Annotated in this window: 17 protein-coding genes and 1 other RNA gene; 3 read left to right on the forward strand and 15 right to left on the reverse strand. The window is 46.5% G+C overall.

What is annotated here, in order from left to right; all coding sequences use genetic code 11:
* Window positions 1-64 precede the first annotated feature (64 nt).
* From pcp to ACFFJH_RS10395, 9 genes are all read right to left on the reverse strand, one after another.
* Window positions 65-715, reverse strand: a complete 651-nt coding sequence (gene pcp, locus ACFFJH_RS10355) for a pyroglutamyl-peptidase I (protein WP_390212230.1) — start codon at window positions 713-715, stop codon at window positions 65-67.
* Window positions 716-767: 52 nt separating this feature from the next.
* Complete coding sequence (locus ACFFJH_RS10360) at window positions 768-1769, reverse strand: DUF979 domain-containing protein (RefSeq protein ID WP_390212233.1); 1002 nt, start codon at window positions 1767-1769, stop codon at window positions 768-770.
* Window positions 1766-2515 (reverse strand): DUF969 domain-containing protein, encoded by a 750-nt coding sequence (locus ACFFJH_RS10365; RefSeq protein ID WP_390212236.1) that lies wholly within the window; start codon window positions 2513-2515, stop codon window positions 1766-1768. The genes ACFFJH_RS10360 and ACFFJH_RS10365 overlap by 4 nt, the downstream gene beginning before the upstream one ends.
* 69 nt (window positions 2516-2584) lie before the next feature.
* Complete coding sequence (gene pxpA / locus ACFFJH_RS10370; RefSeq protein ID WP_390212239.1) at window positions 2585-3391, reverse strand: 5-oxoprolinase subunit PxpA; 807 nt, start codon at window positions 3389-3391, stop codon at window positions 2585-2587.
* Window positions 3384-4376 (reverse strand): 5-oxoprolinase subunit C family protein, encoded by a 993-nt coding sequence (locus ACFFJH_RS10375; protein ID WP_390212241.1) that lies wholly within the window; start codon window positions 4374-4376, stop codon window positions 3384-3386. Before ACFFJH_RS10375 ends, pxpA begins: the two co-directional genes overlap by 8 nt.
* A 12-nt stretch (window positions 4377-4388) precedes the next feature.
* The gene (gene pxpB / locus ACFFJH_RS10380; protein ID WP_390212243.1) at window positions 4389-5051 is read right to left on the reverse strand and encodes a 5-oxoprolinase subunit PxpB; all 663 of its coding nucleotides are present in this window, start codon (window positions 5049-5051) and stop codon (window positions 4389-4391) included.
* A gap of 77 nt (window positions 5052-5128) precedes the next feature.
* Window positions 5129-5863 carry a hypothetical protein gene (locus tag ACFFJH_RS10385; protein ID WP_390212245.1) on the reverse strand — a complete coding sequence of 245 codons (735 nt, stop codon included), beginning with the start codon at window positions 5861-5863 and terminating at the stop codon, window positions 5129-5131.
* A 114-nt stretch (window positions 5864-5977) separates the two neighbouring features.
* Window positions 5978-7384 carry an MBL fold metallo-hydrolase RNA specificity domain-containing protein gene (locus ACFFJH_RS10390; protein WP_390212247.1) on the reverse strand — a complete coding sequence of 469 codons (1407 nt, stop codon included), beginning with the start codon at window positions 7382-7384 and terminating at the stop codon, window positions 5978-5980.
* 97 nt (window positions 7385-7481) lie between these two features.
* Complete coding sequence (locus ACFFJH_RS10395; protein WP_390212250.1) at window positions 7482-9215, reverse strand: thiamine pyrophosphate-binding protein; 1734 nt, start codon at window positions 9213-9215, stop codon at window positions 7482-7484.
* 287 nt (window positions 9216-9502) lie between these two features.
* Between ACFFJH_RS10395 and ACFFJH_RS10400 the strand changes: the two genes are divergently transcribed.
* The 3 genes from ACFFJH_RS10400 (at window position 9503) to ACFFJH_RS10410 (ending at window position 14174) form a co-directional block, all read left to right on the forward strand.
* Window positions 9503-10117 carry a chalcone isomerase family protein gene (locus ACFFJH_RS10400; protein WP_390212252.1) on the forward strand — a complete coding sequence of 205 codons (615 nt, stop codon included), beginning with the start codon at window positions 9503-9505 and terminating at the stop codon, window positions 10115-10117.
* 29 nt (window positions 10118-10146) lie between these two features.
* Window positions 10147-10526, forward strand: an RNA gene (gene rnpB, locus ACFFJH_RS10405) — RNase P RNA component class A.
* A 429-nt stretch (window positions 10527-10955) separates the two neighbouring features.
* On the forward strand, window positions 10956-14174 hold the full coding sequence (locus ACFFJH_RS10410) for a bifunctional diguanylate cyclase/phosphodiesterase (RefSeq protein ID WP_390212254.1): 3219 nt from the start codon (window positions 10956-10958) through the stop codon (window positions 14172-14174).
* A gap of 56 nt (window positions 14175-14230) precedes the next feature.
* Here ACFFJH_RS10410 and ACFFJH_RS10415 read toward each other — a convergent pair whose 3' ends face one another.
* The 6 genes from ACFFJH_RS10415 to ACFFJH_RS10440 all read right to left on the reverse strand — a co-directional run bounded on the left by ACFFJH_RS10415 (window position 14231) and on the right by ACFFJH_RS10440 (window position 19238).
* Complete coding sequence (locus tag ACFFJH_RS10415; protein ID WP_390212257.1) at window positions 14231-14953, reverse strand: ABC transporter ATP-binding protein; 723 nt, start codon at window positions 14951-14953, stop codon at window positions 14231-14233.
* A 178-nt stretch (window positions 14954-15131) separates the two neighbouring features.
* Complete coding sequence (locus ACFFJH_RS10420; protein WP_390212259.1) at window positions 15132-15797, reverse strand: prepilin-type N-terminal cleavage/methylation domain-containing protein; 666 nt, start codon at window positions 15795-15797, stop codon at window positions 15132-15134.
* A gap of 236 nt (window positions 15798-16033) precedes the next feature.
* Window positions 16034-17125: a sensor histidine kinase gene (locus ACFFJH_RS10425; protein WP_390212261.1), complete on the reverse strand. Its 1092-nt coding sequence runs from the start codon at window positions 17123-17125 to the stop codon at window positions 16034-16036.
* The gene (locus ACFFJH_RS10430; RefSeq protein WP_390212263.1) at window positions 17118-17735 is read right to left on the reverse strand and encodes a response regulator; all 618 of its coding nucleotides are present in this window, start codon (window positions 17733-17735) and stop codon (window positions 17118-17120) included. Before ACFFJH_RS10430 ends, ACFFJH_RS10425 begins: the two co-directional genes overlap by 8 nt.
* Window positions 17732-18454, reverse strand: a complete 723-nt coding sequence (locus tag ACFFJH_RS10435; protein ID WP_390212265.1) for a hypothetical protein — start codon at window positions 18452-18454, stop codon at window positions 17732-17734. Before ACFFJH_RS10435 ends, ACFFJH_RS10430 begins: the two co-directional genes overlap by 4 nt.
* 16 nt (window positions 18455-18470) lie before the next feature.
* A complete protein-coding gene (locus tag ACFFJH_RS10440) occupies window positions 18471-19238 on the reverse strand; it encodes an ABC transporter permease (RefSeq protein WP_390212267.1) in 768 nt (255 codons plus the stop codon).
* Window positions 19239-19268: the final 30 nt, after the last annotated feature.

A 19268-nucleotide genomic window follows, 5' to 3' on the forward strand; every position in this document is an offset into this window, starting at 1 on the left:
TGTGTCTGGCGGTAAATGCACTTTGGAAAAATTTTTTACAAAAAGTCAGATCGAGTGGATTCGATCAATGCGTCGCTCCAGCCCCCAGTTTGATATCTTTTGCTTGTGAAATACTGGTCTCTAACAGGCAACGGAGCGCATTTTCCATTTGTTCCAAAGCCATACTTGCTGCGCCGGGATGTGCCGCAGCTTGCTCGGGTAAGTAAGGAATATGGACAAATCCTGCGCGCAAAATATGGGGGTGGGTGTTGGCATAATGCATCAAACCATAGAAAACGTGGTTGCATACATAGGTGCCCGCCGTCTGCGAAACACTGGCGGGAATGCCATTATCTCTTAGATTTTTTACGATAGCTTTAATTGGCAAGGTGCTGAAATAGGCCGCTGGGCCGTCTTCTATGATGCTTTGGTCTATCGGTTGGGCACCCGCATTGTCGGGTATCCTGGCGTCATCAATATTGATAGCGACACGCTCGACGCTGATATCAACGCGACCGCCAGCTTGTCCAACGCAGACTACAATTTCAGCCGGAATCCGCGTGAGTAAGTCGGCCAACATCGTATTTGCTGCGCCGAATTCGCAGGGTAATTGCGCGATGTGAACAGTATGGGTTTGCAGAATTTTTTTGCCTTCGAATAGCTTGACCACTTCCCAAGCCGGATTGGTGGTTTCGTTATTGAAGGGCTCAAACCCTGTGAGTAAGATGTGCGGCATAGCGTAGGCTTATTAGGACAAGGAATTTAGATGACGAATTTAGACGACGAAATTACACAATAAAATACATCAAACCGATATTACAGATTAATACCGCGATGGCGGTTGGGATCTGATACTTAATGACTTGGTATTTGTCTTTGAGTTCCAGTAAAGCAGCAGGAACAATATTAAAGTTCGCCGCCATCGGTGTCATCAAGGTACCGCAGTATCCCGATAGCATACCCATTGCCACCAAGGGTGCTGGATTGGCGTGATGTTGTTGGATCAGGGAGGGTAGCGCAATACCCGCGGCCATGACAGGGAAGGCGGCAAAAGCATTCCCCATAATCATCGTGAATAAGGCCATGCCCAAGCAGTAAATAATAATCAAGGCTAAGCGACTGTCGGGGTTGACCATCAGTGTCACCAGCGTTTGTACCGACACGCCTGTTTTTGCGGCTACAAATACGCCACCTAACATGGCGAGCATGAGCGGCAAAATTAAAGCCCAGCCTATCGCATCGACCAAGCGCCGTGATTCTTGTATCGCTGTGATAGGTGTGCCGCCAGTAATTTTACAGGCATATAAAACGCTGATGATGCAGGCGACGGTCAGGCAGGCGAGCGTCAGGTTTTTAGGATCGAGTAAAGTGTAGTTGCCCCAAACCGCATCTTTGCCAGCAATGCTCAAGATGACCGTAATGATAGGTATACAGATGGCTGGCAAAAATAGTTTGTTGCCGAGGCGCTGTGCAGAAGCGTTCTTGTCGGCATCGACCTTTGCTTTATCTTCAGTTTGGTGTTTGCCACTACCTAAGAGATTAAATCCCGCGAGCAATGCCAAGAGCATGACAATTATGCCGAGTAACTTGTGGGTCAATGTTTTGCCCAGATACATGAGCATCAGATCGCCGAATAAAAATCCTATCCCAAACAAAAACCAGAATAGGGCAGTAGTCATACGTTTGGGATTGCTACGATCGCGCAAACTCATCCAAGCGATCGACATCAGAATGACACCAATCAGATAGAAAATAAGATTGATGCTGATTAAAACCTGAGGTGTATTCATGATACTTGCCCGCCATTAGTCATCGTTTGTGAGCTTTGCTGTGCGATTGATTGTGCTCTGTAATCAGCAATTTCACGCGCGATTTTTGCATCTAAAAATGACAAACGAATCAAGTGTATGATCAAGGCACAAAGCCCAGTGGGAATCGCCCATAGTCCTATGTGCAGTGGCTCCACATTCGTAATACCGTTTTCTTTGAGAAAACCACTCATGAGTAAGACCGCACCAAAAGCGATGAAAATGTCTTCACCAAAAAATAGAGCAACATTATCGCAAGCCGCGGCGTGGGCAGCGATACGGTCGCGCAGCGCTTCAGGTAAGTCACCATATTGACTAATCGCAGCACCTTCCGCCATTGGAAATAGCAATGGGCGCACCGTTTGAGCCTGGCCGCCAAGACTGATTAAACCTAGAGAGCAGGTGAACTGGCGAACCACCATGTACAACATCAAGATACGTCCAGTCGTTGCGCTACGAATGCTGGCAACCCAGTTTTGTGCTCTCTCTTTGAGGCCGAATTTTTCTAATAAAGCGATGATAGGTAAAATCAATACGATACTGGCAAGCTGACGGCTATTCATAAATTTTTCACCGAAGGTTTCGAGCAATAGACCGAAATCCATGCCCACCGCCAAGCCTGTGGCTAATCCCGCACTGACCACAACCAACAAGGGATTAAATTTTAAAGCGAAACCCAGCACAATAATGGGAATGCCGACCAAGGGAAGTAAAGTTGCCAAGTCCATCTGTGTCTCCGTTAATGTTTTTTTGATTGTTATTGTTAGATCGTTTTTTGATTGTTGTTATTTGGTTTTCTAAGATGTGCAAGCCGGACGTCTGACTTGTATGCCGCGTTCATCAAAAGCGCGTCTTAACGCCTGTATCGTCGCCAGTGCACGACTACCATCGCCATGCACACAGATCGTATCTGCTTGTACCTTAATAATTGATCCGTCATCGCAATACAACTGCTGACTTTCTATCAGTTGCAGGCTTTGAGCTACCGCTTCTTTGGTATTCTCTATACATGCATCTGGTTGTGAGCGTGGTACAAGGCTGCCATCTCGCCGATAACGCCGATCCGCAAATGCTTCGCTAATGACGTGCAATCCAGCAGCTTGTGCGCGTGCGACGATAGGACTACCCGCCAATGCGACCAAGCTGAGCTGTGGAGCGATTTCTTGCATGACTTGGATAACGATGTCCGCCAGAACTGGATCGAAAGCAGCTTGATTGTATAAAGCCCCGTGCGGCTTTATGTGTTGTAGTTGCGCCCCCTGTTCTGCCGTAATTCGCATCAAGGTGATTATTTGATCACGCAAATCTTGTGCTAGGTGATCATAGGGCGGCGCTTGAATTTTTCGCCCAAAATTTTCTTTGTCTGCAAAGCTGGGGTGAGCGCCAATAGCGACACCATATTGTTGCGCGAGCTGTACCGCGACACGCATACTGTCTTCATCACCAGCATGCCCACCGCAAGCGATATTGGCTGAGCTGACCAGCGCTAGTATTTGCTCGTCACAACTGGCGCCTTCGCCTAGATCGGCATTTAAGTCGATAGCACCTTGGTATGCAGAGTGTGCATGTGGATTTGTATGTAAATTTGTATGTCGTTCAGGCATGAATAATCCAATCAATCCTAGCGAATTCTTTGCGCCATTTTTCTTGCGCCAAAATAGCAGTATCTTTATCGACAGGAATAAAACAAAAACTGTGACCAGGTGGTGTTTGCGCTACTTTCCACAAATCGGCTTCAATGACGCAAGCAATTTTCGGATAGCCACCGGTTGTCTGCGCATCGGCTAATAAGATGATGGGCTGGCCATTGGGCGGCACCTGCACTACGCCAGGGAAAACGCCGTGCGATAAAAAGTCTTTCGATATAGTGCGTTGCAAAGCTTGACCTTGCAAGCGGCAGCCCATGCGATTACTTTGTGGACTGAGTTTCCATGCTTGCTGCCAAAACTGTTGGCGTGCGGCGGGACTGAATTGTTCGTATTCGGGACCGGGAATGGCGCGAACCTCAGGAGACCAGATGCGTTGTTGTACGCCTAGAGATTTTTGTAAATGTTGGGCAGGGCCTAATTCGAGTTGATCACCCACTTTTAAAGCGCGTCCTAGATAACCACCGAAACCAGCTTGCAAATCAGTCGAACGCGATCCTAATACTTGGGGAACGGCGATGCCACCATCAAATCCTAGATAAGCTCGTGCTTCTTTGAGTGCGCCGGATAAGCGCAGAATCTGACCCGCTTTGGCAAAGTGGCGCCATGCTTTGGGAACCGCTACTGTGTCGAGTTGTGCTGCAAAATTGGCGCCGCCTATGGCAAACCAAGTATCGCGTTGAAATTGAATTTCTACAGGGCCGATAACGATTTCCAGACCTGCACAGCAGAGCGTATTACCCACTAATTTATTCGCGAGCATCAAGGAGTAGGTATCAAGTGCGCCGCTTTGATTAATTCCTAAGTGTCGCTGACCATAGCGCCCTACATCTTGTACTGAGCTTTGTATGCCGGCTTTGAGTATCCGTATCCGATTTACTTTGGCATGTTCGCTACCTGAGTCGGAAGTGTTGGCTGGGGAAGGTGAATGCGTCGTCGTCATTGTTCAGCTCCCTCACTCGTCGGATTGACAGAGCTGAATATGCTCAGCAACAAAACGAACCGTGTCACCTGGTTGCAATAAGGTGGGATTGTTTTGTTGCGGATCAAAAAGTGTAAGTGTCGTATGACCAATCAATTGCCAGCCGCCGGGGCTAGCCGCAGGATAGATGCCAGTTTGACGACCACCGATTCCTACTGATCCTGCGGGTACACGTAAGCGCGGTTCCGCCCGTCTAGGGGTTGTAAGATTATCGGGTAATCCACCAAGATAAGCAAAGCCCGGTTGAAAGCCTAAAAAATAGACAACGTAGTTAGCGGCGCAATGTTGCTTCACCACGTCTTCAACAGATAATTGACAATGCTCCGCGACCAAGGCCAAGTCTGGTCCAGCATCGCCACCGTAATGTACGGGAATGATGACTTCGCGCCCACCCTGAAATTGATCTTTGCTACGTTGAAATAGATCTTTCAAAGTGATCAAAATTTCCTCGCCAGAATACCGCAGCGGATCAAATATTGCCGTCAGATTATTCATGCCGGGCACGATGTCGATACAGAGACCGAGATCTCTCATTTGCTGCGCCACATGCCATATTTTTTTCTGGCAAATTAGATCTATTTTGTCCGAGCGCGCTTGCATGACGACAGCACGTTCGCCCAGACAATAATAAGACATGGATGGCGCAGACATCGTTATGGACGATTTAAGTTAAGGTGTTCATTTTGAACCTTTGAAACCTTTAGTGCCGAGGTTTACCAGCGGAAGCCAACTTTGACGCTAATCGTATCGTTGTCGCCAGTACGATCCAACTCTGCGCCTAAGTTGACTAATCCAAGATTGGCGTTAATCCCAGCGAAAAGTTTATTCGCTGTTGGAGACACTTTTTGTAAGCCGCCCACATTCGGTGTTACCGCGCCCCAGACTCGTCCGATTCCCACATAGGGAGTGAACATGACGAAACCCTTAGAGGCTAGCAGTTCTACGCTTTTGGTGTTTGAACTCAATTGGCTGACGCCTGATAATTTCGTGTAAGCCCCACGTATCGATACGGCAGGAATTGCAACGCCACCTTCGATTAAGGCATAGCGTGCTTCGGCGCCGAATAATTTAATATCAGAATCAGGCACTGCGCTAAGTGATGCGCCGACATCGATATTGAAAGGCAAACCTTTGTGCACATGAATTTTAGGGATATACAAGCTTGAGACATCCGCGCCAGCTTTTTTCCAAACCGCACTATTGTCTAGTTGGGTGGAGCTCAGTTCTCCTCCAATATCAAAGCCGGTGATGCCTAGTGGTGTTGCTGGCGTGACGGCCTTATAGCTACTAACCGCAGTCAAATCTGTCGCGAGTTTATGGAATTCGCTTTGATTTAAGTTTTTTAATTGAGTGAATTTAGTATCGGCAATCGCTGGTGTGGCGACACCAGCGATGAGGCTAGTGATTAAGCAAATGTAAGCGGATTTAAAACTCTGTTGAGCGATCATTGTTACTCCAAATGTGAATGTCATTCGCTTGCGCATTGGCGTTTGAGTGCTATTGGCGCATGCGACAAGCTAGGTAAAATAAGAATTTTACTCCGGGCTGGGGAATCCACCTAATTACTGGTTATTACAAAGTTCAAATACCTGAGATTTACTCGGGATGATGACGTCAGTGTGACCTGCTCCCTTGAGATGCTTTGCAAAAATATGCATCACATCTTCTTCACCGTGAACTAAGAAAGTTTTTTTCGCATGAGTGTGTTGGTGCCAGGCGAGTAATTCATCTCTATCCGCATGGGCGGAAAATCCATTGATGGTGTAGATGTTGGCGTTCACCGAAATGTCTTCTCCCAGAAAATACACACTTCGCGCTCCATCAATAATTTTGCGCGCCAAAGTTCCTTTTGCTGCAAAGCCGACGAATACGATACTGGCATTTTTGCGCCACAGATGATGTTTCAGGTGATGACGCACCCGTCCTCCGGTACACATGCCCGAACCTGCCAGTATGACCGCACCACCATTGATACGATTGATCGCCATGCTGTCTGCCAGATCGCGCGTGATATGCAAATTAGATAAATGAAATGGATCTCTGCCTTGCTTAAATAGACTGGCGCTTTCTTCGTCATAACATTCGGGGTGATGACGAAAAATTTCAGTTGCCGAGATAGCCATCGGTGAATCTAAAAAAACGTGCATAGCGGCCGGTAGGATGCCTCGCTCCACGCCTTCGCGTAAATACCAAAGGATTTCTTGCGCACGTTCTAAGGCGAAAGTAGGAATGATGACATTGCCACCATGTGCGAACGTCGTATGTATGGCTTGGTATAACTCTGCGACCGAATCGTCCAGTGAGCGATGTAAGCGATCACCATAGGTCGTCTCCATGACGACCACATCCGCTTTGGGCGGTGGTGCAGGATCGCGTAAAATTTTTCTGCCATTACTACCCAAATCGCCGGAAAACAAAACACGACAATGTTTGCCTTCTTCTTTTAAATCTAAATACACGCAAGCCGAGCCTAAAATATGACCTGCCTCATAGAAGGTGACAGTGATTCCGGGAGCGATGTGGATGCCGTGTTCATACTGTGCTTCGCGCCCAAAATAGTCAAAACAACGAGTTGCGTCGTACAGCGTGTATAAAGCTTCAGGCGGTTCGGCATCGCTGTGTCGCGCAAATTTTTTGGCTTGAAATTTCGCTTCAGATTCTTGTAAATGGGCCGAGTCCAGCAAGACCAAACGCGCTAAATCTTTGGTTGCGGCGGTAGCAATAATCTCTCCACGAAAACCACGCTTCACTAATAAAGGCAAGCGTCCGCAATGATCGAGATGAGCGTGAGTCAATAAGACATAGTCGATTTCGCTGGCAGCAAATCCGAAATCTTCTGCGTTCTCTTCGGATAAATCGCGGCCTCCTTGGAACATTCCGCAGTCGATTAAAATTTTTTTACCCGCACATTGAATCAAGTGGCAAGAGCCTGTGACATCTTGATCTGCACCATGAAATGAAATCCTCATTACGTCTCCTCATTGGTTTGTATTGCTGTTCGAGTGTAGTACGGTTTTTCATCGATGGTCTTAATCTGGCGCAGAGAAATCGACGCTAGGAGGGGGCTTATTGGCAACCTATTGGTAACTTATTGGCCAGCGCCTGCTGGCGCAAGTTGTGTAAACTTGCACCAGGTGTAATTAGATTGCCATCGTATCTAAGCTCGATTAATGCGGGCAGATTTTGCTCACGCGTGTGCGCCAAAGCGCGGCTTAAAGCGGGGGCGAAGTCGTCGGTTTTTTCTACTACTTCGCCAGACGCGCCGTAGGCTCGTGCTAATGCAGCGAAATCAGGATTGTGTAATTGTGTACCCGATACCCTGCCAGGAAATGTTTTTTCCTGATGCATACGTATGGTGCCGTACATGCCGTTATTGAATACCAAAATAATTACCCCCGCTTGGTATTGCACCGCAGTCGCCAGTTCTTGTCCATTCATCAGATATTCGCCATCGCCTGCAAAGACCACTACCGTGCGCTCGGGTTGCACGATTTTGGCGGCAATCGCGGACGGCATGCTATAGCCCATGGCACCTGAGGTCGGTGCCAATTGAGTACGGAAACCACCATATTGAAAGTAGCGATGTGCCCATGTGGCGTAATTGCCTGCGCCATTAGTGATAATGGTGTCGGCGGGACAGGCTTGCTGCAAATGACGGACAAGCTGCCATAAATTGAGCGGGGCTTGTTCTTGCGCGAAGATTGCGGGTTCGGTTTGCCAAGCAAGTAATTCGGATTTTGCATCGCTGACGGTGTGGTGCCAAGCATCGCTGTTGACGGGTTCCATTTGACTTAAAACCTCGGCGATTTGTGGCATACCGCTATTAATCATTAATTCGCCTTGATAAACCCGACCTAGTTCCAGCGCATCGCTGTGTATGTGTATGAGTTTTTGTTTGGGAACGGGCGTTTCCAACAAGCTATAGCCGCTGGTGGTCATTTCGCCTAAGCGCGGTCCTATCGCTAAGATCAAATCGGCGTCTTTAATGCGTTGTGCTAATTTGGGATTAATTCCGATACCAATATCGCCTATGTAATTGGGGTGGGTATTCGCTAGCAAATCTTGAAATCGGAAAGCGCAGCCTGTAGGTAAGTGATTGGCTTCGATAAACTGCGCGATGTGGCTACAGGCTGCTTGATTCCAGCCGCCGCCACCTAAGATCACGACGGGTCGTTTTGCCTCTGCCAAATAATTTCTGATGAGTGCTGTTTGTGCAATTGACGGTGCGGCTTGAATCGCAGTGTAGGCACGGGTATCGGCAACGCTGGCTTGCGCCGACAAACAGTCTTCGGGTAGCGCTAATACGACTGGCCCTGGACGACCGCTAGTGGCGACTTGAAACGCATGGGCAATGTATTCGGGAATGCGGTCGGCACGATCAATTTGCGCCACCCATTTCGCCATCGTGCCATACATACGACGGTAATCGATTTCTTGGAAGGCTTCGCGTTCGACAAAATCATTACCAACTTGACCAATGAATAAGATCATCGGCGTCGAATCTTGTTGCGCCGTGTGGACACCTATTGCAGCATTGGTCGCGCCCGGGCCACGTGTGACAAAGCATATTCCGGGTTTACCGGTCAATTTACCGTAGGCTTCTGCCATAAAAGCGGAGCCGCCTTCCTGGCGGTTGATAATAAAACGGATAGGGCTATCATGTAAGGCGTCGAGCACGGGCAAATAGCTCTCACCAGGTACGCCAAAAATAAATTCGACACCATGCACCTGCAAGGCGTCGACCACCAATTGACCACCAGATCGAACACCAGATCGAGAAGTAGATTTTGTTATTGACATAAGGTATATAGGGTAAAGGTGTTGGAACTAGCAGGCGCATAGCCTTAAAAGCGATACGCTAACAGAAATAGGGTGCTCAGCCAAATGCGCTACGGACAGAGCGATCTAGAGTGAGCGTCGATGTAGGATTGTGTTATTTTGATATTTTTGGAGGATGCACTCCAAAACTCTACTTTTCATTATCAATTGCTTGCGTGTAGTGGGGTTTTTCACTATCTTTTATTGGTGGAAAAACACAGCCATTCAAAAAAATTTTGAAATGGTATTTATAAAATCTAGGAGACACCATGAACTTTATATCAATGACCAAGCATCGCTTGGCGCAACGAATAGCATTGCTCAGCCTTGCTTGCGCCGCTTTCTTAACTACTCCTGCTTTGGCTGACACGGTGGTGTCTGGCGTCAAGCTTGAGGATACGGTGCAAGTTGGCACACAAGCCCTGAAATTAAATGGCGCAGGTGTTCGATATAAGGTGTTTTTTAAAGTTTATGTGGCCGCCCTTTATTTGCCCGAATTGAAATCGACCACTCCTGACGTATTGGGCCTGCCTGGCGCTAAACGCGTCACTTTGGTGATGATGCGCGACTTGAGTAATGATGATTTGGGACAGCGTTTTATGGATGGCTTAAAAAACAATCTTGATATTGCTGAACGTTCAAAACTAGTGAAACCGATGATCACCTTTGGGCAGATGTTTTCGCTGGTGCCGGTACTGAAGAAGGGCGATATTTTGACTTTCGACTGGATACCTGGCACAGGCATTGTTTGCCAGTTTAATGGCCAGAAAGTCGGTGAAACAATTAATGATCCAGCGTTTTATAACGCGGTGTTAAAAATCTGGATAGGTAATGTCCCGGCAGACGAATCTTTGAAGCAAAAGATGTTGAATGCAAAAAGCTAGGACCACGAAAAACTAGTACAATAGCGCCCGAAGCAGGCCAGACAATCGCTGGTTGCCGTGTTCGCACGGTGACGGGAGGAAGGTCCGGACTCCATAGAGCAGGGTGACGGCTAACGGCCGTACGTTGAAAGCCAAGGCGCAAGCTGAGGTATAAGGCGAGGAATAGGGCCACAGAGACGAGTCTTTGGGGAGTAGCGGGCGTAAGTCTATGCTAAACCACAAAGGGTGAAACGCGGTAACCTCCACTCGGAGCAATTTCAAATAGGCACGCGTTGAGGTGGCTCGCTGAGCGTGCGGGTAGAAAGCTTGAGCGGTGGAGCAATCCATCGCCTAGAGGAATGATTGTCATAGCGCGATGTAGCAATGCAAAGCGCCGTAACAGAATCCGGCCTACCGGCCTGCTTCAATTTTCACTCGATCAGATTGCTAGAAAATCTGATTTGATCCAAGACGGGGAGATAAACAGCGCCCACAAATTCCATTCCATTGATCAGCGAGTTAGTTCAAGCCAGTTTCAATTGATACGCTTTAGATGTAGTTGCTACTCAGTTTCTTCCTTAGTTTCTTAAACACGCGGCGCGCCCTTCCTCTATCTCAGTAATTTCAGTTATCTCAGTTTCCGATACCGTAATCATCGCTAGTCAATCGTTAGTTGCTAAGCTTTTACGACGGCATGTCACATGTTTTGTTGGTACTCTGTAAATGCGGTGATACACTTGCTCGGATATTGATTGGATATTTGCTGGATATTCTGATGATTTTTGATTCTGAGATTCTATCCGCATAGAACTGGCTGACAGTCAGATGTAGTCTACATTGGCTGAGGAAGAGGTGAAGCATGGCGTCTAAAGATAAGAAAAAACAAGAAGCGTGGGAAGTCCCGATTTGGGCGCTTTTGTTTTGTGTCTTATTAATCGTCTCGGTCATCGTTGCGCAAACTTGGTGGGCTATCGCTCAGGATAAAAGTCTGACTTTAAGTGCGGCCACTCGCAATAGTTTATTGAGCGTCAGAATTTTAGAGGAACATGCTAACCGCGCTTTGAACGACGCATCTCGAGCGGTTGTTGCAATCGGTGAAGAGTTGCAAACGAAGAGCGACACTTTTTTAAAAGATGAAGCTCAGGCGCGTCAGATTTTGAGTAGTCAACGACGAGATTCTCAGTTTATTTATGCTCTGTCTTTAATTGACACACGTGGCATGCTGTGGGCGTCTTCTTTGCGTTTCTCCGTGGAAGTACAAGATATGTCCAGTCAGGCGCATATCGTGGAGTTAACTAAGGCTGCCAATGCGTATCAACGCAATGTCGTGATCGGTAAGCCATTTTCTGTGAAAAAAACCAATCAACAGGTTTTACCCTTAGCTAGAAATTTGTTCGACGCCAATGGACGCCCCATTGGACAAGTACAGGCAGATATTAGTCTGAGTTATTTTCAAGAATTTTATGAACGTGTTGCCAAAGACGCAGGCGCAAAAATCTCTCTCTATGATAAAGAGGGGCAATTGATCGTGCAGGCCGGACAGGTCGCAGGCATGGCACCAAATCAAACTCGAAATCAGACACAGAATCAAAAAATTGATAGTGCCATTGCGCAAAGCGTGCAGGATAGCTTTGCCGAAAATGGGCGGGTAGAAAGTGCTTTGCAAAGTCCCGATCAGTTAATGACTTACACCTATTTGAAAATGAATGATTTTCCCTTAGCGGTGGTGTTTAGTCGTGATCTGGATACTGTGTTGTTGGAATGGCGTAAGCGCTTGGAACAAAAAATATTGATCGCCTCAATTTCCATTAGTTTTACCTTATTACTGGCGTATTTGTTATATCGCAAAGTCACTAGCTTGCGCCTCTCACGTGAAAAATTGAGTGAGAGTGAACGCCGCTACCGTATGCTGTTTCAGGACGCGCAAGACGGCATTTTATTGATAGACAAATCGTATAACTTTGTTGATGGTAATCAGAACGCTTTGGAAATGTTGGCGGTCGATAGTAAAGATGATTTCGTGCTCTTGGACATTAGCGAGTTTTCTGCTGACTTGCGTTATACGCAGCCTACAGTCGCCGCCAAGAAGGCAGAGGCGATTAAGAAATTTGTCGATTTAGCGTTTAAAGGGAAAGTGCAAAAATTTGAATGGATTGCCCACAGACGCGGTAAAGATTGGTATAGCGAAGTGACTTTGAGTCGGGTCAAAATCTCGGCTGAAGCCATGGTGTTTTGTGTGATGCGTGATATCTCCTTGCGCAAACATGCTGAGCGTTTGCTACAAGGGCAAAATCAATTATTGCAATTGATCGGTAGTAGTGAAAGTCTGGAATCGATATTGGTCGACACCTGTCATTTCGTGGAACGTAATAATCCACATTGGCATTGTGGCGTACAGTTATTGACCGTCGATCAAAAAGTATTTACCCAAACCATAGGTCATCACTTTCCTGAAATCTTACGCCGTCAGCTCACCGAAGCGCCCGTGTGTTATGGCAATGGCGTTTGGAGCGAAGCGGTGATTGATGTGGTTCCAGTTTGGACGCAAGACATACCTCGTTCTCCTTCTATGGAATTTATTGCCCAACGTAAGTTGTTGGCGAATTATGCTGCGGTAGGCTCATGGCCCATCATGGGGAAAACTGGTTTGGTCCTAGGAACCTTCACTTTATTTTCAGAATCTACCGTTGCTTTGAGCAATGAAGATTTAAGTTTGATTAGTATCGCTACTGATGTATCGAGTATCGCCATTGAAGGTAAGCGCGCGGAAGAAAAAGCGATACGTTTGGCGCACTATGATGACATCACTAAATTACCGAATCGCTTTTTGTTCAGTCAGTATTTATCGAAAGCCTTAATTTATGCGGATGACACCGATGGTAGTTTAGCGGTGCTCTTGCTCGATCTAGATAGATTTAAAGCGATCAACGATAGTTTTGATCATGATGAAGGGGACAATGTTTTACGCAAGGTTGCCGAGCGTCTCAAGGCCAGTTTGTCGGAGTCCGATACGATAGCCAGAGTGGGCGGCGATGAGTTTATGTTGTTGCTTGATCGGTATAAAACGCCGCGTGAACTAACCGATATCGCCGACAAGCTATTGCAAGCGGTTGCCACACCATTTGAGATCAATGGGCAAGAATTGCAGATCAGTGCGAGTATTGGTATTGCGGTATTTTCACAAGATGGTACTGATGCTCAAGTGCTGATGAAAAATGCAGAGATAGCGATGTATCGCGCCAAACACAATGGTAAGAATAATTACCAATTCTATGATGCGCACATGAACGTTCACACCATAGAGCGTTTGGCGTTTGAGGCACAACTGCGACGCGCTTTAGATAATCGTGAATTCTTGGTGTATTACCAGCCTAAAGTGTGTGTTACCACAGGTAAAATCCTTGGTGCCGAAGCTTTGGTACGCTGGAATCATCCCGAAAACGGCATTATTTTGCCCGCACAATTTATTACTCTCGCCGAGGAAGCTGGACTGGTGGGTCGTATGGGAATGCAAGTGTTAGATATGGTATGCCGTGACATCGTGCATTTTAAAAGTATGAATAGTGAATTTGGACGAGTGGCAATTAATTTGTCGGGGGCGCAATTTAATGATGATTTTCTTTTAGATGAATTGCAGAAGGTAATCGATTTTTGGCAAGTGCAACCACGCGATATTGAATTTGAAATTACCGAGAGCATGGTCATGAATAATCACGAACGTGCCATACAACATATGGATGGTTTAAATGCGGCTGGTTACACTTTATCTATCGACGATTTTGGCACTGGCTACTCATCTCTAGCATATTTAAAACGCTTCCCTGTCAATAGCTTGAAAATTGACCGATCTTTCATTCAAGATATGCCGGGAGATTCAAACGACACTGCCATTGTGTTGGCTATTGTGGCGATGGCTAAGACTTTAGGTCTAAAAGTGGTCGCAGAAGGCGTGGAAAATGCGACTCAATTGGAGACACTCGTATCGTGTCAATGTGACGAATATCAGGGATTTTATTTTTCAAAAGCGGTTCCCGCCGATGCTTTTGTCGCGTTGCTAGAACGTTCTGCGCTGCATTGAACGCAGGCTAGCTAGTAAGGAGTGTTAAGTTAGCATGGGCAAGAAATAAATACTATTCAGGCGCTTGCGATACAGCGCATATAGGCTTGCTCTAAGGTTTCAGCCTCATATTGTTGACGGCAAGCTTGCGGGCTACCGACGAAGCGCAATTGGCCTTCATGTAGAATCGCCATACGATCACAAATGCCTTCCACATCAGCTAAGGCGTGTGAGCTGAAAAACAGCGTACCATTTTGCTCACGCAATGCCTGTAGCCGTGCCCGCAACAAGGCGCGCGCTTTAGGATCGAGACCACTCATAGGTTCATCTAATACATAGAGTTTTTTTTGTGCCAAAAAGCAGGCCGCCAGGCCGAGTTTTTGAGTCATGCCTTTGGAGTAAGACCGGACGGGTTTGCTCAAAGCGGACAGGTCTAAATCGAGTTCATGTAGAGCTTGCTCGGCTGTCTCGGCTTGATACCTCATATTTTGTAAGCGCAGCATGTAAGTCAAAAAATCTTTACCGGTCAAATAATACGGCGGCATAAAACGTTCCGGCAAAAAGGCCAAAGACTCTCGTGCTTGGGTTAATCGGTTACTAACGCCGAAGATTTCTATACTGCCCTGATCGATAGCGCAAAAATCTAGCAAACACTTGAGTAATGTCGTTTTGCCTGCACCATTCATGCCAACCAAGCCAAAAAACTCACCTTGCGCGATCTCAAGATTAATTGATTTTAAGACCGTTTTTTTGTCGTAGTTTTTAATAACTTGTTGTAGGTGGATGGCAGTATTAGACATGGTATGAACGACAAGAAGAATTGACCGTAGCATCATAGCATCATAGTCATAATGATTGCTGCTATGTAAGCACTAGGGCCTGTTGATATATATTTTAGGTAAAGTTGGGGTAACAGCTTCGAGCAAACGTAAAAAAAGCCGGAAAATTTTCCGGCTTTTTTATTCTAGCTAGTAAGACTTATTGCAGACGACGGCACATAGTCCATGTCGTTGCTAATGTTTCGTTATAAGGGGTTGCAGCTGGTGCTGCAGCAGTAGGTGCCAAAGGTGCTGCGCCTGCTGCACCACGTGCGTCACCAGTGTTGTTCGCTGCGGCTGCACCATCAATAATTGTATCAACACCAAGAGCCTGCTTATGGGTCAGTGCAGAAACACAAATAGAAGGACCTTGCAATGCGTAAGGTGTGACACTAGCCCCCATCAAGCCGCCAGTGCCTGCACGTGGCAAGGCAGCAACGCCAGTTGCAGTTGAATCGCCAGTTAAGAAGCCTGACGCACGTAAGAATTGCCACATTGCTGCTTGTTCAGCCGCTGCGTTAGTGAATGTCTGTGCCTGTGCCATGACTAAAGTGCCGTCACCATTGCCGCCTGCTGCACCGACGTTCCAACCACGTCCGGTCGCTACGGCATTGGTTTCATCGCCAGGCAAAGCGCGGTAACGATCAAAATAACCTGTGAATGCAGTAGATACGCCGCGCATATCAGTAACAACTGATTTAATGCGAGAGTTTTCTATCATTTCTTGGCCTTTTAACACGCCACCTAGCAATAAGCCGATGATGACCAGAACGATAGCGATTTCGATCAAGGTAAAACCTGATTGTTGAGATTTGATTTGTTTCATACACACTCCAAAATTAATACAATAAACACCGATAAAACCGAAATAAAACGATAAGACACCAACTAATACAATTTACAGAGTCTAAGTTACCACAAAGAAAAATTGGCGCAAGATGTCTAATTTATTTACATGCGGCAATGTTTATGATGGTTTAACTATTTAAAGTATCTTGAGAAAGATTATTTAAATTTTTAATTTGATAAATGCACTTATTAAAATTACTTGAAAATATAGCTTCAATTTGGGCCTTCTCGATTGATGTCACCGCCGAATTTTTTTGGTAGCTGTAGCGTAAATGAAAGCTGTTGATATGCGTTGTGGCTTACCGTCAAGTTGGCACCGCAGCTTTCTAGTAAATGTTTTGCTTGATATAAACCTATGCCAAGGCCATGTGGGCTCATACTCCAAAATGGCTCAAACAATCGTTCTATCTGTGGCATAGCGGGTGTGTCGTCGGAGCTGATGGTGATGCTGACCTCTGCTGAAGATTCCGTTACCTTGATTTTTACTAGCGGTTTGACGCCACCAAGACGCAAGTGGATATCGCTGTAATTTTTTAGAATGTTTTCTAAGGCACCTTCCAGATTGGTTTCCGCGATATCAATCGCGGCAGATCCGCTTACTTCCGCATTGAGCTGATATAGATCGATCAGCGAGTTTAATAGTTGAGGTACATCGACAGTTCGTATGACTTCATTTTGGGCCTGCCCTAAGGTCAGTGTTTGTACAATACGGTCAGCACGTTGTCGCATGAGCGGCGCGGCGGTACGCAAATAGTTTAAGACTTGTAATTCTTTGCCTTGTGGTACGTCGGCCAATTGATCGGCCATCAGTTGAATAAACTGCGCCACATTTTTCATATCGTGTTGCAAGAATAATGTGAGTTTGGACATTTGCGCCAAGGTCGCATCGACGGCACCGGCTTTAATCCACATATCACTGCGTAACAGTAATAAAAATGTTTCTATCAAGGTCGCATCAAAGTATTTTTTTTCGCCGCGATGGCTTTGAAAAAACGCTATGCTTAAGTGCATTTCACCTATATGTATTTCTTGTTTGATGGACTTGCCTTGACGGATACCTTCTTCTGCTTGAATCAAGACCCCAAACCAGTCAAATTGCCAGCGTATGCCAATCAGCCCCGCGCTCTTTAATAAGGGCCAGGCATGTTGCAAGAACGCTGGTGCATCGAATTTGTGTTCTTCATTGAGGCGTATCAGTGCCAGATTGTGATTGCTCGCGCTACGTGCTTGCCACCATAAGTACGCCAGTACCAAACCTATCGTGGCACCGATGACAATGAGCAGAGGGTAGAGCAGATTAAGCATCGCGCTCGATACCGAATTTTTTTAAAAAATAGTAAATATTCTCGCGCTTCACGCCAAGACGTTTGGCGCTTTGGTTGACATTGAATCCCGTCTCTTTCAGGATTTGACGTACCAGACGTTCTTCCGCATCAACTCGCACACCTTTCAGCCCATCACTGATTTGCGCATTGATTGCGATTCGGGTAATGCCTTGTGCGCCTAATTCACGCTCCTTCTGTAAAAATAATTCAGCACGCCGCACGGCTCTTAATATCGCGTCCGCACTGGCAGGTTTGGCTAAAAAATCAAAGGCGCCTTCACGTATCGCAGCCAACGCGGCTGCTTCTTGATCTTGCCCTGTTAACACGATGACTTTGACTGGCAAAATCGCGTCCTGTATCGCCTGTAGTGTGGCGATGCCTTCGCTTATTTCGTGCGCATGTGGCGGCAAACCGAGATCAAGAACGACGACCGCGATATCGTTTGCTTCCGCTAATGCACGGAGTGCTGCGTCACGCGAATCGGCTTCGCTCACACGATAGTCAGAAAGCTCCAGAACGCCTCTGAGCATCATGCGCAATGCGGCATCATCATCGACAACCAGCAGGTGAGTCGCGTGCCTTGTATTCATGGTTTTTTTACTTTATTGGCCAAGCTAGTTTCAAGCGCCGCCAAACGTTGTTCAAGGAATTTGAATTCATGCGGATCGCTGATTTGTCCACTTTGCAATAAGCCGCCCAGTAAAATTTTAGCGCGCTCTAATTCATTCATATCTTCTAATAAAAATATCTCCATTTGCTTGGCCCAGCTCGGCACCTCTGGGGCAGTTGCATAAAGGCGAATTGCTTGGGCATATTTTTGTGCTAATGCGAGATCATTCAATCGATGGCGTGCCAGCGTCGCCGCATGTGCTAGCGCTTTCCAGCGGTGATTGGGATCGAGTAGGAATTGACGATAAATGAAATCGAGCATGCGTCTTTGCTTGGCCTCATTATTGATTTCGCCGTAGAGCTGGCTAGCCGCAAATAAGGGATACTGAGAGCGCGGATCAAGCGTTATTGAGCGATCTAACCATGCTTCAATTTGTGTGTAATCTAGCTGCTGAAATGAGAGATGAAGCCCGGCCTGATTGTCAAACGCTTGTACATATAACATTGCGACTTTAGACAGCGCAATGGGTTCACCAAAACTGGCCAAACGCATGCTAGCTAAACTGGGGGGCGCCATTAGGTTTTCTGCTTTTGCTATCTGTGTTGGCTGCATAAAATGCCAAAGTAGTTGTGCTAAAAAAGCCAAGGCTAATAATACTAGCGCTGGTTTGGGAACTGAGGAAATTGGGCGTTCACGCATGGATTTGACGTCTCATTCAAATGTTTTTGCGGTAGAGGTCAAATAGGCCTGCTGACACCAATAGCACTAGACAAATTGTGCTTTGTAATGCGATCAATTTCAAGTCAGCCCATTGTCCGGTTTGATACACCAGCCATTCCGTTTTGGTGAAGTTGTCTAAATGGGGAATGACGGCCGCGACGCCATTCATGACCATACTCATGAATTGTTGTGAGCTACTAGTTTCAAGTTGTGCTTCTTTGGCGATGAGTTGCAAGGCCGTGATTGATCTTGCCAATAAATAAAATCCCAGAGTTGCGCTTAAAGCCGCCATGATTTGATTAAAGCTCAGTACACATAACATCGCGAAAGCTGCGACTATCCAAAGTTCAAAAATTAGAGAAATCGTCCATAGCAGACTTTGGTTCAGACTACTAAAAAATAAGCTGAGTGCGCCAAATAAAAACGCCGGTACGATGGCCAAAGCTGCAAAGCCCGCTAATTTTCCCAGCAAATAGGCGGCGCGTGGCAAAGCCAGCGAGAGTAGTAACTCCAGACCTTTATCATTAAACTCACGCACCATGCTGGTCACCACAAAAGTGGCCAGTAAAAATGCGGCTGAAAAACGTAAGAATGCGGCCAATAAAGCCAACTGGGTTGCTTGACTTTCGGTTAATGCCAAAGCATTTAAGAAACCACTTAAACCTATTCCAAGAAAAACCACGATTAGCATCAGCCAACTCAAACGATTGCGCAATGCTTCTAATAAGGTGTAAGTGGCGATGCTATAAATTTGTTTGAACATAGGTGCTGGTGTCGATGTGGGTGCTAGTGT

The organism is Affinundibacterium danionis (assembly GCF_042432465.1).
GTDB lineage: Bacteria > Pseudomonadota > Gammaproteobacteria > Burkholderiales > Burkholderiaceae_D > Undibacterium > Undibacterium danionis.

What these genes read in the sequence shown, in the direction of transcription:
- ACFFJH_RS10440 (WP_390212267.1), bottom strand. Translation starts at nt 19,238, where the DNA reads ATGTTCAAACAAATTTATAGCATCGCCACTTACACCTTATTAGAAGCA.
- ACFFJH_RS10420 (WP_390212259.1), bottom strand. Translation starts at nt 15,797, where the DNA reads ATGAAACAAATCAAATCTCAACAATCAGGTTTTACCTTGATCGAAATC.
- ACFFJH_RS10435 (WP_390212265.1), bottom strand. Translation starts at nt 18,454, where the DNA reads ATGCGTGAACGCCCAATTTCCTCAGTTCCCAAACCAGCGCTAGTATTA.
- ACFFJH_RS10395 (WP_390212250.1), bottom strand. Translation starts at nt 9,215, where the DNA reads ATGTCAATAACAAAATCTACTTCTCGATCTGGTGTTCGATCTGGTGGT.
- ACFFJH_RS10400 (WP_390212252.1), top strand. Translation starts at nt 9,503, where the DNA reads ATGAACTTTATATCAATGACCAAGCATCGCTTGGCGCAACGAATAGCA.
- ACFFJH_RS10385 (WP_390212245.1), bottom strand. Translation starts at nt 5,863, where the DNA reads ATGATCGCTCAACAGAGTTTTAAATCCGCTTACATTTGCTTAATCACT.
- ACFFJH_RS10375 (WP_390212241.1), bottom strand. Translation starts at nt 4,376, where the DNA reads ATGACGACGACGCATTCACCTTCCCCAGCCAACACTTCCGACTCAGGT.
- ACFFJH_RS10410 (WP_390212254.1), top strand. Translation starts at nt 10,956, where the DNA reads ATGGCGTCTAAAGATAAGAAAAAACAAGAAGCGTGGGAAGTCCCGATT.
- ACFFJH_RS10415 (WP_390212257.1), bottom strand. Translation starts at nt 14,953, where the DNA reads ATGTCTAATACTGCCATCCACCTACAACAAGTTATTAAAAACTACGAC.
- ACFFJH_RS10360 (WP_390212233.1), bottom strand. Translation starts at nt 1,769, where the DNA reads ATGAATACACCTCAGGTTTTAATCAGCATCAATCTTATTTTCTATCTG.
- ACFFJH_RS10365 (WP_390212236.1), bottom strand. Translation starts at nt 2,515, where the DNA reads ATGGACTTGGCAACTTTACTTCCCTTGGTCGGCATTCCCATTATTGTG.
- ACFFJH_RS10390 (WP_390212247.1), bottom strand. Translation starts at nt 7,384, where the DNA reads ATGAGGATTTCATTTCATGGTGCAGATCAAGATGTCACAGGCTCTTGC.
- ACFFJH_RS10430 (WP_390212263.1), bottom strand. Translation starts at nt 17,735, where the DNA reads ATGAATACAAGGCACGCGACTCACCTGCTGGTTGTCGATGATGATGCC.
- pcp (WP_390212230.1), bottom strand. Translation starts at nt 715, where the DNA reads ATGCCGCACATCTTACTCACAGGGTTTGAGCCCTTCAATAACGAAACC.
- pxpB (WP_390212243.1), bottom strand. Translation starts at nt 5,051, where the DNA reads ATGTCTTATTATTGTCTGGGCGAACGTGCTGTCGTCATGCAAGCGCGC.
- pxpA (WP_390212239.1), bottom strand. Translation starts at nt 3,391, where the DNA reads ATGCCTGAACGACATACAAATTTACATACAAATCCACATGCACACTCT.
- ACFFJH_RS10425 (WP_390212261.1), bottom strand. Translation starts at nt 17,125, where the DNA reads ATGCTTAATCTGCTCTACCCTCTGCTCATTGTCATCGGTGCCACGATA.